This window comes from Variovorax sp. RKNM96, from assembly GCF_017161115.1.
Classification (GTDB): domain Bacteria; phylum Pseudomonadota; class Gammaproteobacteria; order Burkholderiales; family Burkholderiaceae_C; genus Variovorax.
In genome coordinates, this window is sequence record NZ_CP046508.1 from 2,679,719 (window position 1) to 2,696,789 (window position 17,071).

Annotated in this window: 17 protein-coding genes; 4 read left to right on the forward strand and 13 right to left on the reverse strand. The window is 68.1% G+C overall.

Features of this window, described 5'->3' with window-relative positions:
* Position 1 precedes the first annotated feature (1 nt).
* Together GNX71_RS12400 and GNX71_RS12405 are read left to right on the forward strand one after the other, a co-directional pair.
* Positions 2–1,750, forward strand: coding sequence for a dipeptidase (locus tag GNX71_RS12400; RefSeq protein WP_206178587.1), 1,749 nt, complete (start codon positions 2–4; stop codon positions 1,748–1,750).
* Between the two features lie 149 nt (positions 1,751–1,899).
* Positions 1,900–3,645 (forward strand): dipeptidase, encoded by a 1,746-nt coding sequence (locus tag GNX71_RS12405; protein ID WP_206178588.1) that lies wholly within the window; start codon positions 1,900–1,902, stop codon positions 3,643–3,645.
* On the opposite strand, the gene GNX71_RS12410 is transcribed toward GNX71_RS12405, so the two are convergent.
* From GNX71_RS12410 to GNX71_RS12455, 10 genes are all read right to left on the reverse strand, one after another.
* Entirely contained in the window at positions 3,599–4,117 is a 519-nt protein-coding gene (locus GNX71_RS12410; RefSeq protein WP_206178589.1) for a MerR family DNA-binding protein, read from the reverse strand. The two genes, GNX71_RS12405 and GNX71_RS12410, sit on opposite strands and share 47 nt — an antisense overlap.
* A gap of 120 nt (positions 4,118–4,237) precedes the next feature.
* Positions 4,238–4,555, reverse strand: coding sequence for a chaperone modulator CbpM (locus tag GNX71_RS12415; protein ID WP_206178590.1), 318 nt, complete (start codon positions 4,553–4,555; stop codon positions 4,238–4,240).
* Positions 4,556–4,557: 2 nt separating this feature from the next.
* On the reverse strand, positions 4,558–5,520 hold the full coding sequence (locus GNX71_RS12420) for a DnaJ C-terminal domain-containing protein (protein WP_206178591.1): 963 nt from the start codon (positions 5,518–5,520) through the stop codon (positions 4,558–4,560).
* A 42-nt stretch (positions 5,521–5,562) separates the two neighbouring features.
* A complete protein-coding gene (locus GNX71_RS12425) occupies positions 5,563–6,204 on the reverse strand; it encodes a histidine phosphatase family protein (RefSeq protein ID WP_206178592.1) in 642 nt (213 codons plus the stop codon).
* An 8-nt stretch (positions 6,205–6,212) separates the two neighbouring features.
* On the reverse strand, positions 6,213–8,618 hold the full coding sequence (locus GNX71_RS12430) for a penicillin acylase family protein (protein WP_206178593.1): 2,406 nt from the start codon (positions 8,616–8,618) through the stop codon (positions 6,213–6,215).
* Positions 8,619–8,715: 97 nt separating this feature from the next.
* Positions 8,716–9,297 (reverse strand): glutathione S-transferase family protein, encoded by a 582-nt coding sequence (locus GNX71_RS12435; RefSeq protein WP_206178594.1) that lies wholly within the window; start codon positions 9,295–9,297, stop codon positions 8,716–8,718.
* Between the two features lie 27 nt (positions 9,298–9,324).
* Complete coding sequence (locus GNX71_RS12440; RefSeq protein ID WP_206178595.1) at positions 9,325–9,963, reverse strand: CDP-alcohol phosphatidyltransferase family protein; 639 nt, start codon at positions 9,961–9,963, stop codon at positions 9,325–9,327.
* Between the two features lie 103 nt (positions 9,964–10,066).
* On the reverse strand, positions 10,067–10,819 hold the full coding sequence (locus GNX71_RS12445) for a glutamine amidotransferase (RefSeq protein ID WP_206178596.1): 753 nt from the start codon (positions 10,817–10,819) through the stop codon (positions 10,067–10,069).
* 66 nt (positions 10,820–10,885) lie between these two features.
* Entirely contained in the window at positions 10,886–11,422 is a 537-nt protein-coding gene (locus GNX71_RS12450) for an SRPBCC family protein (protein ID WP_206178597.1), read from the reverse strand.
* Between the two features lie 26 nt (positions 11,423–11,448).
* On the reverse strand, positions 11,449–11,787 hold the full coding sequence (locus GNX71_RS12455; RefSeq protein WP_206178598.1) for a metalloregulator ArsR/SmtB family transcription factor: 339 nt from the start codon (positions 11,785–11,787) through the stop codon (positions 11,449–11,451).
* Positions 11,788–11,955: 168 nt separating this feature from the next.
* On the opposite strand from GNX71_RS12455, the gene bla reads away from it, so the two are divergent.
* Positions 11,956–12,840, forward strand: coding sequence for a class A beta-lactamase (gene bla / locus GNX71_RS12460; RefSeq protein WP_206178599.1), 885 nt, complete (start codon positions 11,956–11,958; stop codon positions 12,838–12,840).
* Between the two features lie 12 nt (positions 12,841–12,852).
* Here the strand turns inward: bla and GNX71_RS12465 are convergent, their stop codons facing one another.
* The 3 genes from GNX71_RS12465 to GNX71_RS12475 form a co-directional block, all read right to left on the reverse strand.
* The gene (locus GNX71_RS12465; protein ID WP_206178600.1) at positions 12,853–13,476 is read right to left on the reverse strand and encodes a hemolysin III family protein; all 624 of its coding nucleotides are present in this window, start codon (positions 13,474–13,476) and stop codon (positions 12,853–12,855) included.
* 24 nt (positions 13,477–13,500) lie between these two features.
* Positions 13,501–14,949, reverse strand: a complete 1,449-nt coding sequence (locus GNX71_RS12470) for a glycerophosphodiester phosphodiesterase family protein (protein ID WP_206178601.1) — start codon at positions 14,947–14,949, stop codon at positions 13,501–13,503.
* A 103-nt stretch (positions 14,950–15,052) separates the two neighbouring features.
* Positions 15,053–16,387 carry a PLP-dependent aminotransferase family protein gene (locus tag GNX71_RS12475; protein WP_206178602.1) on the reverse strand — a complete coding sequence of 445 codons (1,335 nt, stop codon included), beginning with the start codon at positions 16,385–16,387 and terminating at the stop codon, positions 15,053–15,055.
* Positions 16,388–16,448: 61 nt separating this feature from the next.
* Here GNX71_RS12475 and GNX71_RS12480 point away from each other — a divergent pair, with 61 nt between their 5' ends.
* A complete protein-coding gene (locus tag GNX71_RS12480) occupies positions 16,449–17,066 on the forward strand; it encodes a DJ-1/PfpI family protein (protein WP_206178603.1) in 618 nt (205 codons plus the stop codon).
* The last annotated feature ends 5 nt before the right edge of the window (positions 17,067–17,071 follow it).

Consider the following 17,071-nt stretch of genomic DNA (forward strand, 5'->3'; position numbering starts at 1 on the left):
GATGCAGCAATTTCGATTTTCATTGTCGGCCCTTTCACTGGGCATCGTGCTCGGTCTCGGTGCACCGGCCTTCGCCGACACGCTCCAGAAACCGGCGCTGGACCAACTGGCGGCGGCATGGAAAAGCAGTGGCAAGGCGCCTGCCGATTTCAATGCCTTCCTGTCGCAGGCCACGAAGGCGAACCCTGCATTGCAGCCGGCCGTTGCGGCCTACCGCAAAAAGGCACCGTTGGCCGGCGACGACCTCGCCAACATCGCACGCCTGCTCGGCCTCTACAACCGCCTGCAGAACCAGCAGGCCGTGATCGCCAGCATCGGCAGCATGGTGGCGATTCCCACGGTGCGCAACGTGCAGGTGCCGCCGCATGAGAGCCCGCAGATCATCGAGTTCGGCAAGCTGGTGGAGAAGATGTCGAAGGACTTCGGCCTGGTCTATCGCAACGTCGACAACCGCATCTTCGAGGTCAGCCTCAAGGGCAGGGGCACCGAGGAGTTCGGCATCCTCACGCACGCCGATGTGGTGCCCGCGGTGCTTTCCGAATGGGTGCTCGACGACGGCACGAAGCTCGACCCCTTCACGATGACCCGCGTGGGCGACTTCCTCTACGGCCGCGGCACCATCGACGACAAGGGCTCCATCGCGGCCGTGCTCTATGCCATGAAGGCGGTGAAGGACAGCGGCCTGCCCATCGACCGCAGCATCCGCCTGATGATCGAGACCACCGAAGAGACGGGCGGCGATGCGATGGTGTACTACCGCAGCAAGACGCAGCTGCCGGCCTACAACATCGTGCTCGACAGCAAGTACCCAGCAGTCGTCGCGGAGAAGGGCTCGGGCGCGCTCAAGGTGCTCTTTCCCGCGGAGACCACGGACGCCGCATCGACCACGATCACGGCGATGAGCGGTGCCGCATCCGCCAATGCGATCTCGCAAACAGCGACCGCAACGCTCAAGGGCGGCGACCTCGCCGCAGTGGCCGCGAAGCTCGAGGCCGCCAAGCCTGCGTTCCTGCAGAAGTACGAACCGCAAGGCGGCAAGTTCGCGATCGACATCGCGCGCAAGAGTGACAACGGCGACAGCATCGACATCAAGGTCACCGGCACCTCGGCCCACGGCTCGCGACCGGAAGAGGGCGTGAACCCGCTGCCGCGCCTGGCGCTCTTCCTGCAGGAGTCGGGCGCGCCGCTGGCCGCCAACCACTACCTGAAGGCCGTGAAGTACATCGACGCGCTCTACGGCACCGGCTACCTCGGCGAGAAGATGGACCTCGGCTACAAGGACGACTTCATGGGCCCGCTGACCTTCTCGCCCAACCTCATCCGCATGGGCGCGGACGGCAAGCTCGAGATGACGACCAACGTGCGCATGCCGCGCGGCCGCACGCCCGACGAGTTGAAGGCGCAGGTGGCGGCCAAGGTCGACGCGTGGGCCGCGGCGAACCAGGTGAAGCTCGAGGTCAACCACGACCAGGGCAACTGGATGGCCCGCGACCCCAAGGGTGCATGGCTCTCCACATTGCTCGACATCTACGGCAGCACCACCGGTCTCGAAGCCAAGCCCGTGCCCACCGCGGGCAGCACGACTGCCAAGCTGATGCCCAACGCGATCAACTTCGGGCCCGCGATGCCGGGCAAGAAATACACCGCGCACAACGCCAGGGAATACAAGGAGGTGCCGGACCTCGATGCGGACATGCAGATGTTCACCGAGATGCTGGTGCGCATCGGCAACCTGCAGCAGATGCAATAGCAACAACGGTCCGCGGCCCGCGTTTGCAAACTTAAAGCCGCGCTTCCCGCCTCGTGCGCTACGTTTCTTCGTAGCGCTGCGGGGCATGTCGCCATGCATGCCTCGGGTATCGTCGAAGGCTCCATTTTTGTGAACAGGGAGTCACCCTCATGCAGCAATTTCGCGTCTCGTTGTCGGTCCTTACCATGGGCTTGATGGCGGCAGGCCTCACCGCACCGGCCTTTGCAGAAACGCTCAAGAAACCCGCGCTCGACCAGTTGGCCGCGGCCTGGCAAGGCGGCAAGACCGCATCCAGTTTCAATGCCTTCCTCGCGCAGGCCGAGAAGGCCAACCCCGAGCTGAAGCCCGCCGTGGCGGCCTATCGAAAGAAGGCCACGCTGACCGGCGACGACCTCACCAACATCGGGCGCCTGCTCGGCCTCTACAACCGCCTGCACAACCAGAAGGCGGTGATCGCGAGCCTGGGCGCCATGGTGGCTTTGCCGACCGCGCGCAATGTTCAGATTCCTCCGCACGAGAACCCGGCGATCATCGACTTCGGCAAGCTCGTCGAGAAGACCGCGAAGAGCTTCGGGCTCGCGTACCGCAACGTCGACAACCGCATCTTCGAAGTCAGCCTCAAGGGCAAGGGCACCGAGGAGTTCGGCATCCTCACGCATTCGGACGTGGTGCCCGCGGTGCTCTCCGAATGGGTGCTCGACGACGGCACGAAGCTCGACCCCTTCACGATGCAGCGCGTGGGCGACCGCCTCTACGGCCGCGGCACCATCGACGACAAGGGCTCCATCGCGGCCGTGCTCTACGCCATGAAGACGGTGAAGGAAAGCGGCATCCCGATCCAGCGCACCATGCGCCTGATGATCGAGACCACCGAGGAAACCGGCGGCGATGCGATGGAGTACTACCGCGGCAAGACCAAGCTGCCCGAGTACAACATCGTGCTCGACAGCGGCTACCCGGCCGTCGTGGCCGAGAAGGGCGCGGGTTCGCTGAGCGTGTTCTTCCCCGCGGAAAAAACCGATGGCAACCTGACCGCGATCACCGACATGGGCGCGGCCGCCGCGGTCAACGCGATCTCGCAGACCGCGAGCGCCACGCTCAAGGGCGGCGACCTTGCCGCCGTGCTGGCAAAGCTCGAAGCCGCAAAGCCCGCCTTCCTGCAGAAGTACGAACCACAAGGCAAGTTCGCGATCGCCGTCTCGCGCAAGAGTGACAACGGCGACAGCATCGACATCAAGGTCACTGGCACCTCCGCCCACGGCTCGGAACCCCAGAACGGCGTGAACCCGCTGCCGCGGCTCGGCCTGTTCCTGCAGGAGTCGGGCGTCGCGCTGGCCGACAACCAGTTCCTGAAGGCGATCAAGTACATCGACACGCTCTACGGCACCGGCTACCTCGGCGAGAAGATCGGCCTGGGCTACAGCGACGATTTCATGGGCCCGCTGACTTTCTCGCCCAACCTGATCCGCACCGGCGCCGATGGCCGGCTGGTCGTGTCGGTCAACACGCGCATGCCGCGCGGCCGCACGCCCGAGGAGCTGAAGACGCAGGTCGAAGCCAAGATCAACGACTGGGCCGCGGCGAACAAGGCCAAGGTCGAGATCAAGTACGACCAGGGCAACTGGATGGCGCGCGACCCTTCGGGTCAGTGGCTGTCGACGCTGTTGAACATCTACGGCGACACCACCGGGCTCGAGGCCAAGCCCGTGTCCGCGGCCGGTGCGACCACCGCCAAGCAGATGCCCAACGCGATCAGCTTCGGCCCCGGCATGCCCGGCAAGAAATACACGGGCCACAACGCCAAGGAATACAAGGAAGTGCCGGACCTCGACGCCGACCTGCAGATGTTCACCGAGATGCTGGTGCGCATCGGCAACCTGCAGCAGATGCAGTAACCCGCGGCTGCTTCGCCTCGCCGTGCGGCTGCGAGGCGAAGCCCTTGAGCTCCAGCAGTTCGTCGAGGATGGGGCAGGCGGGCTGGTGATCGCCCAGGCACAGGCTCGCGAGGCGCTCGAGCATGCGCTTCGTGGCCTGGAGTTCCTCGATGCGCGATGCCAACGCCTCGGTTTGGCTCAGCGCCACCTGCTTGACCTCGGCGCTCGTGCGGTGCTCGTTTCGCCAGAGGGCCAGCAGCGTGGCGATTTCGTCCATGCCGAAGCCCAACGCCAGCGCCCGGCGCGCGAAGCGCAGCACGCTGATGTGCTCCGTTGTGTACCGGGCACCGGATGCATCGGCGCGGTCTGCGCCCTCGATCAGTCCGCGCGCTTCGCATTGACGCAGCAGCCGTTCCGAGACGCCGGCGCGGGCGAGTGCCGCCTCGGTGTCGAATGGCCGGTCAGCCTCCGGGGTGTTGTGGCACGGGTTCATGCGAACTCCTGTTGAAGAGGCTCGAAGTCTTCGGCCTGGCACGGTGTCAAGGTCAAGCGCCGGCGCCGCTTTTCCTTGGCGCCGGGAGGGCCATGCGCCGCGCAAGGCCGCCTGCCGGCCCTACCGCAGACCGTGCGCCTGCAGCGCGGCCTTGAGCCGCCGCACCTCGTGCTGCAGGTCGAGGATCAGCGCGGCGGCATCGAGCCCCACGCCGAAGTCGCGCTCCAGCCGGCGCGCCTCGAGCGCGCACTGCAGGTCGGTGCTGGAGAACTGCCAGCGCTCGGGCGGCGTATCGTCAGCGATGACCTGCACGATGCCGACCTCGACCAGCTGCACCACCCAGGCGGTGTCGGCGCCCACGGCGTGGGCCAGCTCGTTCAGCGCGAGCGGTTGCGAGGCGCTGATGGCGGTTGCGGTTGTGATGGAAACAGTCGCCATGCTCAGACTCCCAGGTGCTGGCGCGGGTTGAACGAAGAGGCCGCCTGCGCAAGCTGCTCGTAGGCCGCGCGCGCGGCGTCGCTGTCGGCGGGCGGCAGCGCGATCTCGATCAGCAGATACAGGTCGCCGGGCGTCTTGCCCTTCAGGCCGCGGCCCTTGAGCCGCAGCTTCATGCCGCCGCGCGCATTGCGCGGCACCGTGACCTCGACCACACCGCCGCCCGGTGTCGGCACCTGCACCTGCGCGCCGAGTGCGGCCTCGGTGGGCGTGACGGGCAGCGTCATGTAGATGTCGCGCTCTTCCACGCGGTAGAGCTTGTGCGGCGCGATGCGCACTTCGAGGTACAGGTCGCCGGCCGCTTCGCCGCCATGGCCGGGCATGCCTTGGCCCGCGAGGCGGATGAACTGGCCCGGGTGCACGCCCGGCGGGATCTTCACGCTGAGCGTGCGGTTCTCCCATTGCGGGTGGCCTTGCGCGTCGACGGTCTGAGCGCGCAGCGTGATCTCGCGCTCGGCGCCGTTGAGTGCGTCTTCGATGGCAATCTCGATGGCCGCGTGATGGTCTTCGCCGCGTGCGCGGAAATTCTGCCGCGCGGCGCCACGCCGTTCCGCCTCGCCGAACATCGACGAGAAGAACTCGCTGAAGTCCGCATGGTCGGCCGGGCCCTGGCGTGGGCCGCGGTGGAACTCGTAGCCCGAGTCCCAGCCCGGCGGCGGCTGGAAGTCGCCCCCGGGGCTGCCGCCGCGCGCCACGCGATCGGCCAGCGCGTCGTAGGCGGCGCGCTTTTCCTTGTCGCCCAGCACGTCCTTGGCCTCGTTGATCTCGCGCATGCGCTTCTCGGCGTCGGGCTCCTTGCTGACGTCGGGGTGGTACTTGCGGGCGAGCTTGCGGTAGGCCTTGCGCACCTCGTCGTCGGACGCGGTGCGCTCGACGCCCAGTGCGCTGTAGTAGTCCTTGAATTCCATGGTGTCTGTAGGTTTCGATGGACGGCGTACCGGGCGATCCGGCTATGCCAGGGCTGCCCCGCCGCCTGCATGCCGCAGCAGCGGCGTTATGGCCCATGTAGGGCCGCTGCGTGAAAAACGCAATGGTTGCGCGTTGCCGAGCACGGTGACGTCGATGGGCACGCCCAGCAGCGCAGCCAGCGCGTACAGCGTGCCGCCGTGCGCCACCACCAGCACCGGCGCGGGCTGTTTCAGTGCGGCGTCGAGCGCGGCGCGCTTGCGGGCGACGAACTGCGCGAGCGTCTCGCCGCCCTCGGGTTCGCAGGCCCAGTCGATGTTGGCGGACGAGGTGCCGATCAGCGCGCCGAAGTTGCGCTCGCGCAGTTCGGCCTGCGCCGTCGGCGTGAGCCGCAGCGCCGCCGCCACCGTGTGGGCGGTGTCGAAGGCACGGCGCGCGTCGCTGCAGACGATGGTGCGGATCGGCTCGCCCGCCAGCAGCTCGGCGGCATGCGCCGCCTGCTGCAGGCCGAGCTCGCTCAAGGGCTCGTCGACCGCCTGGAAGATGCGCAGCGCATTGCGCCCGGTCTGGCCGTGGCGCAGGAAGTAGAAGTGGTCGCAGGCCGGCGAGAGCGGCTGCGTCGCGGCGATGTCGACCAGCTGGTCGAGGCCACCGGCGGCTTTGTGGATGGGCGTGTTCTGCGACATGGTTTGGGTCAATAGGCCAATTGGATCGGCGGGCCTTCGCGCTGTGCCTGCACGTCGGCACGGTGGAACGGCAGCGCATGCCATTGCTTGGCCGCGAACAGCGGCAACTGGTCGTAGGCGCGCGGCGAGGCGAGGTCGCTGCTCTGCCCGTAGGTGAGCAGGCCCTGCGCCACCGGCCCGCGCTCGTCGAAGGTCACGACCTGCATGTAGCTGCTGCCGTAGTTGACGTTGTAGCCCTTCGGGTCGATGAGCGACTGGCCTTGCGATTCGAGCTTGTTGAGCACGCCCTCGAATTCGTCGCCGCCGTGCAGCGCGATCTTCTGGCCGCGCACCTCGCGCGACTGCGGCACGCCCAGCGGCACGTCGGCCGCAAAGCCCGCGGTGCGCACGATGCCGACAGCCTCGCCCAGCGCCTTGAACACCGCTTCGCGGGTGGTGGGCGTGGCCATGTCGAGGCCGGCGGGCGTTGCCACCGGCTGCGCCGGATCGAAGGGCACGCGCCAGACCTTCGGCAGGTCCTTGGCCTTGCGCCAGAACTCGCGGAACAGCGCGGCGCCTTTCGAATCGGCATTGCTGGTGCGGTCCCAGGCGGAGAGCACGCGGCAGCCGAGCACCTGGTCGGCGTTCAGCGCCGCACCGCCGGCGACGCAGGCCGCCTGCAGGTCGTCCATCACCAGCATGCCGGCGAGGTTCCTGTCGCGGAAGATCACGCTGCGCAACTCGGCCGCGCCCATGCGGTTGCCGGGCAGGCCATCGGTGCCCGCGAGGCGGCCTTCGATCTCCAGGATGCCGCTGCGCGTGCGCAGCCGCTGCGGCACGCCGATGGGGCCGACCAGCGGCGAGACGCCCGCCATCGGCGCGATGCGTGGGTTGCTGAGCCAGAAGCTGTCGTTGCTGTTCTGCACGTAGTCCGGCGTGACGACGACCGGCATGCGCGCCGGCGCGATGACGCCGGGTGCAGTGGCCGTGATGTCGCGGTTCCAGGCGCAGGCGCTGCGCGAGCCGTCGAGCACTGGCAGGCCGGCCGCGACGAGCAGCGCCGCGGCGGCAGGCGAGGGCGCGCAGGCCTGGAGCATGTCGGCCGACACGTCGGGCACCACCGACAGGTCGGCATACATCGCGTTGCCCTCGCGGTCGGCCGCGATGGTGTTGATCCACGGCATGCCCTGGTTGCCCATGGCGGCGCGCAGCTCGGTCACGTTGCGCGCGAGCGCCATGCGCATCCAGCTCTCGGCGGAGCGCACGTTGAGCGTGTTGGCATCGCGGATCGCGTAGGCCTTCTGCGCGGTCCAGCCGAGGCCGGCGCGCGGCAGCGAGATGACGGGACCCCAGTCGGTCGCGTAGAAGGTGTGCTGCACCGGCGCGGCGCCGCCTGTCGCGGCGGCCGGCAGCACCACGGTGCGCGCGACCATCTTCTTCGGCTGGCCGTCCACCCAGTAGACGGTCGGGTCGTTGGGGTCGAGCTTCAGTTCATACAGCGTGAAGCGCTTGCCGGTCGACACGGTGTGGGTCCAGGCCACGTCCTTGTTGAAGCCGATCGCCACCACGGGGCTCAGGCCGCCGGTGGCGCCCATTACGTCGAGTTGTCCCGGGATGGTCAGGTGCATCTGCCAGAAGCGGTTGGTGCCGTTCCACGGAAAGTGCGGATTGCCCAGCAGCAGGCCGCGGCCGTCGGGCGTGGCGTTGCGGCCGAAGGCCCAGCCGTTGGAGCCGAGTTCGCCGCCTTCGGGATCCGCGTTGAAGCTGTGGCGGCCGATCTCGGCCACGGCTTCCTTCAGATCGACCGGCGCCGCGCTCGTCTTGGCGCCGGGCGCCGGAGGCACGGCCGCCAGCACCGCGCCGGCCAGCGCGCCCAGGCCGCCCTGGATCATCGACATCTCGGTGGCGCGCGACAGGTCGGCCGACGTCATCGGCCGCACCCAGGGCTTGCCGCGGCAGGCGGCGGGCAGCCCGCCGGGGCCGACGTCCTGCAGATAGCGGTTGTAGCCCGCGACATAGCCGCGCAGCGCCGCTTTCACGTCCAGGCTGGTGGTGGCCGCGGCGCGTGCGAGGGCCTCGTCGTCCATGTGATAGCGGATGAACAGGTCGATCTGCGCATTGGGTGCCCGGCCCAGCCCGACCTCGCCGGTGTTCTGCGCGCCGAGGAACTGCGAGCGGTCGCCGCGCAGCGTGAGCAGGTGTTCGGCGGTCTGGCAGACGTTGTCCTGCGCATGCGCGTAGGCGCTGCCATAGGCCAGGCCCTCGTAGTCGGGTGCGGTGATGTGCGCGATGCCGAAGGTGGTGCGCTCGATGGTCACGCTGCGCCCGCTGGGCGGCGGCCCGCCGGCGCAGGCCGAGAGCAGGGCGGCGAGGCCCAGGGCGCTCAGCGCGAGGGCCGTCGACGGGAACCGGGAGATCGGAGTGTTCGAAGTCATGGTGCGGGCGTGGGATTTGAAAAGGCCAGGAAACGGGACCAATTAGAGGACGAAGCCTCCGCCGCGCGCTGTCGCCAGCGCGGCACGCCGCACGGCCTCAGCCGAACTTCATGCCCTTGGGGCGCGCCTGAAGGCGGTCCACGTAGGCGTCCAGCTTCGGTCGGTTCAGCTTGCCGCCGAAGGCACGGTACCAGATGAGCATCGAGCCGATCATCACGTCGGCCGCGGTGAACTGCGTGCCGAAGAGGTACGGGCCGTAGCCCAGCTCGCGCTCGACCGCGTCCTTGGCTTCCTCGAAGTTGGTCCAGCCACGCGCGCTGTTGTTGCTGCGGATGTGCAGCAGGCTGTCGCCCATCGAGGGCTCCAGCTGTGCAGTCGAATAGACCATCAGCGAGAGGTAGCGGCCGTGCTCGGGCGTGCCGGTAAAGGGCGCGAGTCGCTTGCCGGGAAACTTCTCGGCGATGTACATGCAGATGGCCGCGTTCTCGAAGATGCGCGTGCGGCCGTCGACCAGCGCGGGGAGCTTGCCGGCCGGGTTGATCTTCAGGTACTCGGGGCGCTTGTGTGCCTTGTCCTTGATGAGGGTGGTCACGATCTCGTAGTCGACCTCGGCCTCGTCGAGCATCCACTTGGCGACCTGCGAACGGCTTTGCGGATCGAAATACAGCTTCATGGTCATGAACGTGCCTCCGTTTCCTGGATGGACTCAGAACTTGGGAATGCGCAGGGTCTTGCTGATCATCAGCGTGCCCGACAGCGCGAACAGCAGTGCGAGCGGATGCAGCAGCCACGGGCCGATGGCCCAGGCCCCGCCCCAGACGGCATCGCCGATGCGGCCCTGCCACGCCGCATACGCCAGCACGCCCACCAGCACCACGCTGGTCGGGATCGGCGTGCCCTCGAAATACTTCACCTTGTCCGCGCCTTCGGACAGCGCCTCGGCCGTGACGTTGTAGCGCGCGAGCCGGCTCACGCCGCAGCACACGAAATAGACGAGGAGGAGGCAGTCCCAGCCGCCGTTCAGGCCCGCGGCGAAGGCCAGCGCGGCGGGCGCGACGCCGAACGAGATCACGTCGGCCAGCGAGTCGAGTTCGCGGCCGAGCGCGGAGTGCGTCTGGCGCCAGCGCGCGATGCGGCCGTCGAACACGTCGAAGATGAACGCCGCCGGTGCCAGCGCGGCGGCCCAGTAGAACTGCGGGAGCGACTGGCTCGCCATGTAGGCCATCGCCAGGAACACCGCGCCGACGCCGCAGGCCGCATTGCCGAGCGTGAACACGTCGGCCAGGTGGAAGCCGCGGATCATCGAGAAATGCTTGCGGGCCGGAGCGGGGGAGGGGGTGGTCATGAAGGAGGGGCTTCGGAATCGACGGATGGACCGCACCTTAACCCAAGCGCGCAAGGCTTCTTGTAGTCGCGCTCCGACGAAAAGGGGGCGCCCCGCCCCGGGCTTAGACGCCCTGATGCGCCTCGACGATGCGTGCGAAGCGCCCGAGCAGCCCGGCGGCCGCGTCTGTAGGCGCCACGCGCTCGCGCAGCGCGGCCGGGTCGGCGCCTTCAGCGCGAAGGGTGTCGGCCAGCATGTCGATGTAGCCGCGCATGGTGTCGGCATCGAACTCGGGGTGAAACTGCAGCCCCCAGGCGTTGTCGCCCACGCGGAAGGCATGCACCGGCTCATGTGTGCTGCCGGCCAGCCGCACCGCGCCTTCGGGCAGGCGCAGCGCGCTCTGCCAATGCACCGCGTTCGCCGGAAACTGCGCGGGCAGGCCGCCCAGCAGCGCGTCGTTGGCGGCCGCCTCGTCGAGCGTGACGGTGACAGTGCCCACCTCCGCGCCCCGCGGATGGTTGCCGGCCTCGCCGTCCAGCGCGTGCGCCAGCAACTGGTGGCCGTAGCAGATGCCGAGCACCGGCGTGTCGCGCGCCACCAGCCGCGCGAGCCACGCGGCCGTGGTTTCGCTCCACGGCTCGCGGTGCGACACCATCGCATGCGAGCCCGTCACCACCACGCCCGAAACTTCGGCCGGATCGGGCAGCGTGTCGCCGCGGCGCGGGTCGATCACCAGCAGCGGCAGCACCTCGGTGCCGAGGCCGTCGGCAATCCAGTGTTCGAAGTCGCCGCGCTGCTCGCGAAGGGCTTCGAAGATGCCTCCGACCTTGACGATGAGCAGGGGGAGAGGGTGTTGCGGCGATGCGTTGCGGTCCATGCCCGCGATCATGCCGCAGCCCGAAAGCACGGCTTCAGGCTGCGGACTTGCGGTCCGGCAGTTGTTTCAGCGGATGTGCGCTTCGTAGGCTTTCTCTGCTTCCTGCAGGTTCGTCCAGAAGCCTTGAGGCTTGCGCTCGTTGAGCACATCGTCGAGCACATCCAGGTGCGCGTGCCAGCCGCTCGAAACGCTCACCGTTTCCTTGCGGTCGGGCAGGCGCCGGTGCGTGAGCACGAGCTGCGTGCTGTCGCCCTTCGGTGTGAGCTCGAAGGTGACTTCGGAGGCGGTGTCGCTCTCGCTGCCCCAGCTGATCGTCAGGAGCTTCGGCGGCTCGATGCGCAGCACGCGCGACTTCTGGATGTGCGTCTTGCGGTAGGCCGCGTAGTGCTCGGGCGCTTCTTCGCCGGAGAGTTCGGTGTGCTGGAAGCGCAGCTCGAACACGCCGCCTGCCGCTTGAGCCATGGAGCCGCCGGCCAGCCAGGTCCTGCGCTTTTCAGGGTCGACGAGGTAGGCCCACACGCGCTCGACGGGCGCGGGCAGGGTGCGCTCCACGCGCAGGGTGGCGGGCTCGATCTGTGTACCGAGGCTGTGCTTGAGGGTCATGGGATTGCGCTCCTTGAGGGGTTCGTTCACTTGCCGGATGCGTCGCGCCGCAGCTCCTCTGCCAGCGCGTCGAGATGGGTGTTCCAGAAGCCTTCGTAATGGCGCAGCCACGCGTCGGCCGTGGCCAGCGCCGCCGGTTCGAGGCGGCAGACATGCGCCCGGCCGAGCACGGTGCGCGAGACCAGGCCCGCGCGCTCCAGCGTCTTGACGTGCTTGGACGCGCCCGCGAAAGACATGTGGAACGGCGCACCGAGCTCGCCCACGCTGCAGTCGCCTTGGGCCAGCAGTTGCAGCATGGTGCGGCGCGTGCCGTCGGCGAGGGCGTGGAACACGGCGTCGAGCCGTTCGTCATCTAGTTCAACCATGAAGTTGAATATAGATGCATCCCGCAAATAATTCAACCACTTGGTTTAATAAAAGAGCCGATCCGTTACACCCGATACACGCGAGACGCGATTGAGCGGTGGCGCACTTGGGCGCGCACGATGGCGCTCCTACGATGAGGGCTCGTTCCATTCACCGCCAGACAACTCATGAACCCTCTCGTACATCGCCGCACCCTGTTGCTCACAGCTTCCGTCCTCCCGCTCGCGAGTGCTTGTACCGCGTGGTCCGCCAAGGGGGTGCAGCAGGATGCCTCGGCGCAGCTCGCCGCGCTCGAAAGCGCATCGGGCGGTCGGCTCGGCGTGGTCGGCTTCAACACCGCCACCGGGGCGCGCGTTCAGCACCGCGCGGACGAACGCTTTCCACTCTGCAGCACCTTCAAGCTCATGCTGGCCGCGGCCGTCCTCGAGCGCAGCGCGAAGGAGAGCGGCTTTCTCGCGCGCCGCGTCAACTACAGCAAGGGTGACCTGGTCACCTATTCGCCTATCACCGAGAAGAACGTCGCAACGGGGATGACGGTGGCCGAGCTGTGTGCCGCCACGGTTCAGTACAGCGACAACGGCGCAGCCAACCTGCTGATGAAAATGCTGGGCGGTCCGCCCGCGGTGACGGCCTTTGCGCGGTCATCGGGCGACGATGTCTTCGGGCTCGAGCGCTGGGAGACCGAACTCAACACCGCCATCCCCGGCGATCTGCGCGACACCACCACGCCCGCGGCCATGGCGGCCAGCGTCGAGCGGCTGGTGCTGGGCAATGCGCTGGGCGCGGCGCAGCGCGAACAACTCAAGACCTGGCTGCTGGGCAACACCACCAGCACTGAACGCTTCCTGGCCGGCGTGCCCGCGGGCTGGAAGGTGGGCGACAAGACGGGCTCCGGCTCGTACGGCACGACGAACGACGTTGGCGTGCTCTGGCCGCCGGCCGGCGCGCCGCTGGTGCTGGCGGTGTACCTGACGTTTCCGGAGAAGGATGCGAAGGGGCGCAACGATGTCGTGGCGTCGGCGACGCGCATTGCGGTGGGGGCGTTGGCCTGATCCGGGTCGCGGCTACAGCACAAACCAACCCACCGCCACATAGTGGCTCGCCGTCCCCGCCAGCACGAACAGGTGCCACGCCCCGTGCGCATGCCGCAGCCCGAAGCTGTTGCGATAGAACACGGTGCCGGCGGTGTACAGCACCCCGCCGATCAGCAACCACGCGAGCCCGCCGCCGTCAAGGCGCGCCGCCAGCGGCACGGCCGCGAGCACGCCGAGCCAGCCCATGCCGATGTACAGCGCGAGCGGCGGCTTCTGCGGCGCATCGGTCTTCGGCGGTTGCAGTTCGCGCCAGATGCCGTAGAACGCCGCGCCCCAGATCGTCGCGAGCAGCAGCCAGCCCCAGAAGCCCTGCAGCGTGACAAGCGCGAAGGGCGTGTACGTGCCGGCAATCAGCAAATAGATCGCGCAATGATCGGCCCGCTCCCACACGCGCTTCAGGCGCCCGCGCGTGCTGTGGAACAGCGTCGAGGCCGCATACAGCGCCACGGCCGAAAGCGAAAAGACCAGCGCCCCTGCGATGCGTGCGGGGTCGCCGGTCGGTACGGTCTTGGCCAGAAGCAGCGCTGCCGCGGGCAGCGCGAGCACCAGGCCCAGCAGGTGGCTGTATCCGTTGAGTCGTTCGCCTGGATACATGCGTGCCGCCTGCCGTCCCCGGCCTCAGCGGCCGGTTTCCTTCAGGTAGGTCTGGCGTGCCGCGAAGGCCGTGTTCGCGAAGTCCGAGAACACGCCGTCGATGCCTGCGCGGAAATACGGGAGGTACTCGGCCGTCGGGTCGCCCTTGTAGATGCCAGCGAGGTACTTGGCTTCATTGCGGAAGGTGTAGCTGTGCACGAACAGGCCGGCCTTGTGCGCGTCGGCGATCAGGGAGGTGGGCTTGATGGTGTTCACGTCGGCCAGGCCCTTGCCCGCGACGAACGGCACGATGGTGTGCGCCATCACCTGCGGTTTCCAGGGGCCGATGCCGTCGGCATAGGTCTTGACCTCTGCGAGGCCCGCGGGCGTGAGCATCTCGCCGAACCACTTCGGGTTGCCGGCCAGCGTCCAGCTGTAAGGACGGCCGTCGACGAAGGTGTAGACGTCGTTGGTGACGTAGATCATTTCGCCGGTCTGGTAGTTGACGTCGTTGCCGTCGACCAGTTGCACTGCGCGGGCCTTCAGGCCAGCCGAGCGCAGGTACTTCAGGCTCTCGGGCTCGAAGCTCTGCACGAAGATGGGCGCGTCCTTGCTGTTGAGGCCGTTGAAGTTCATGGCCTTGAGCAGCGCGTCCTCGAGCGGGTGGCTGCCGGCGGGGCCGCAGCCGTTGGCGATGGCCTGCGCGTTGTTCCAGATCGGGTTCTTGGTTTCAGGGTACACGGTGAGCGCGCGGCCGGTGGACTTGGACTTCGCCTTGGCGATGTCGATCACTTCCTGGAAGCTCAGGATCGGCAGCTTGCCGTTGAGTTCGGTGGGGCGCTGGTCGGCCGCGTCGTAGGTGGTGCCGCCGAGCCACTGCTTGAGTTCGGCCATCGTGAAGTCGGTGATCGACCAGTCGCCGGTCTTGTCCGGACCGAAATGCGGTTCGCCGTCGACGACGAGCGACTTGAGCACCGACTTCGGATCGTTGGGGTCGGTCAGGTCGCTGAGGTACTGGGTCGGGCCGTTCGCGGGAATCGGCGGGTACTTCACATTGACCAGCACGCCGGGCACGGTGCGCTTGCGGGCGGCCACGGTGGGGTTCGTCTTCGCAACTTCGACGACGTTGGTGTTGTCGCTCAGCCAGGGGTTGTGGCGCGCGACGAGCACGCAGTCCTTGGTGAGGTGCAGGTCGGTTTCGAGCGAGTCGGCGCCGGCATCGGCCGCTGCCTCATAAGCCTTCTGCGTTTCTTCGGGGAACAGGCCTGGGAGGCCCCGGTGGCCGATGACCAGCGGCACGGAGCCGTCGAGCGTCCCCAGCGGCGAAGGCTGGGGCGCCGGTGCCGGCGCCGGAGCGGGTGCCGGCGGAATGATCGGGAACACCGGGCCGTCGTTGCCGCCGCCGCCGCAGGCTGCGATCACGAGGCTGCCGCCGAGGGCGACGAGGGCCGCGCGCAGCGGACGGGGAGCGGGCGCAGGAACATTCTTTGTCATGTTGGTTTTCGATTGTTTTGAGGGACGAAGGCCGGCGGATGCTAGGTTTGGCCCGTGACGGCACGGTGACCGGCCCGGGCGGTGTGGCCCGGATGCCGAAGCCTCAATAGGTGTGCGCGTCGATCACGCGCCTGACCTGCGCCAGCGCGTCACGCAGCACGTCCAGCCCCACCGACCCCAGTGCCAGGCGAATGGCGTGCGGCACATGTGTGGACGTCGCGAACGGTTCGGCTGTCGACACCGAGATCCCGTCGTGCATGAGCGCCTTGGTCACCTGGTCGGCGCGCACCTCTTCTCCCAGCGGCAGCCACACAAAGTAGGACGACGGATGGCGCACGCACTGCATGCCGGCGAGCACGTCGGCGGCAATCGCCTGCCGGGCCATCGCATCGCTGCGTTTCTCGGCCTCGAGGCGGGTGACGGTGCCGTCCTCGATCCAGCCGCAGGCGATGGCAGTCATCACGCTGGGCGTATTCCAGGTGGTGGCCCGGATGGCGCGCTCGATCGCAGGCACCCACTCGGCGGGCGCGGCGACGAAGCCGACGCGCAATCCGGTCGCGATGCTCTTGGAAATGCCCGACACATAGACCGTCGACTCCGGAGCCAGCGCGGCCAGCGGCGCGGGCGCGTCTTCGGCAAGGAAGGCGTAGGCCGCGTCCTCGATGATGAGCAGCCCGTGCCGGCGCGCGATCGCCACCAGCTGCCGCCGCCGGCTCGCGCCCATCACCCAACCGAGCGGGTTGTGCAGCGTCGGCATCGCATAGATGGCGCGCACCCGGCGGCTCTTGCACAACCGCTCCAGCGCATCGAGGTCGGGGCCGTGGCCGGCTGCGGGAATCGGCGCGAGTTCCAGGCGGTGCGCTTCTGCCAGCACCTTGAAGCCCGGATAGGTGAGCGCATCGGTCGCGACCACGTCGCCCGGTTGCAGCAGCGCCATCACGGTCGTGGCCAGCCCGTGCTGGGCGCCGCTAACGAGCATCACCTGGTCCGCATTCACAGCCAGGCTACGAGAGGCGAGATGGCCAGCCACGATCGCGCGCTCATGCGGGCGCCCGCCGTGCGGCTGGTAGCGCAGCAGCGCTTCCAGGTCACCCGAGGCGGCGAGCTGGCGCAGGCCCGCGCGCAGCATCTCGGCCTGGCCCGGCAGCGACGGGTAGTTGAAGTTGAGGTCGACCATGCCCGAGGCCGTCGCATGCTGGTCGATACCAAGGCCGCGGGGCAGCAGGCTCTCCCGCACGAAGGTGCCGCGGCCGGTCTCGCCGCTGACCAGCCCCATGGCCTGGAGTTCTGCATAGACGCGGCTCGCGGTGACGAGGGCCAGGCCCTTCTGCGCTGCAAGTTTGCGCAGCGTCGGCAGGCGCGTGCCGGGTGGCAGGCTGCCTTCGCGAATCTGCGCGGCGAGCGCATCGACCAACTGCTTGTAGCGGGCTTGAGGCATGCGGCAATGTATCCATGACAATTTTTTGATTGTATTGATCGACATGCCTACGATGCGGTCCATGCACATCGCCATCCTCACCTTCGAAGGCTTCAACGAGCTCGACTCGCTCATCGCGCTCGGCATCCTCAACCGCATCAAGACGCCGGGCTGGCGCGTGTCGATCGCGAGCCCGACCGCGCGCGTGCGTTCGATGAACGGCGTGGTGCTCGAGGCGCAGGCATCGCTTCGCGAGGCCAGCGAAGCCGATGCGGTCATCGTCGGCAGCGGCAGGCAGACGCGCGAGGTGGTCGCCGATGCGGGCTTGATGGCGCAGCTGCAGCTCGATCCGTCGCGGCAACTGCTGGGCGCGCAGTGTTCCGGCGCGCTGGTGCTGGCGAAGCTCGGACTGCTCGATGGCGTTCCGGCCTGCACGGACCTGACGACCAAGCCATGGGTCGAGGCGGCCGGCGTTGCCGTGCTGAACCAGCCCTTCGTCGCCAACGGCAACGTGGCGACCGCGGGCGGTTGCCTCGCGTCGCAATACCTGGCCGCCTGGGTCATCGCCCGCCTCGTCGGCATCGAAGAGGCCCGCAGCGCGATGCACTACGTGGCACCCGTCGGAGAAAAGGAAGAGTACGTCGAGCGCGCGATGCGGAACATCACGCCGTTCCTGGAGATGGCGCCCATCGCCGCCTGAGACCG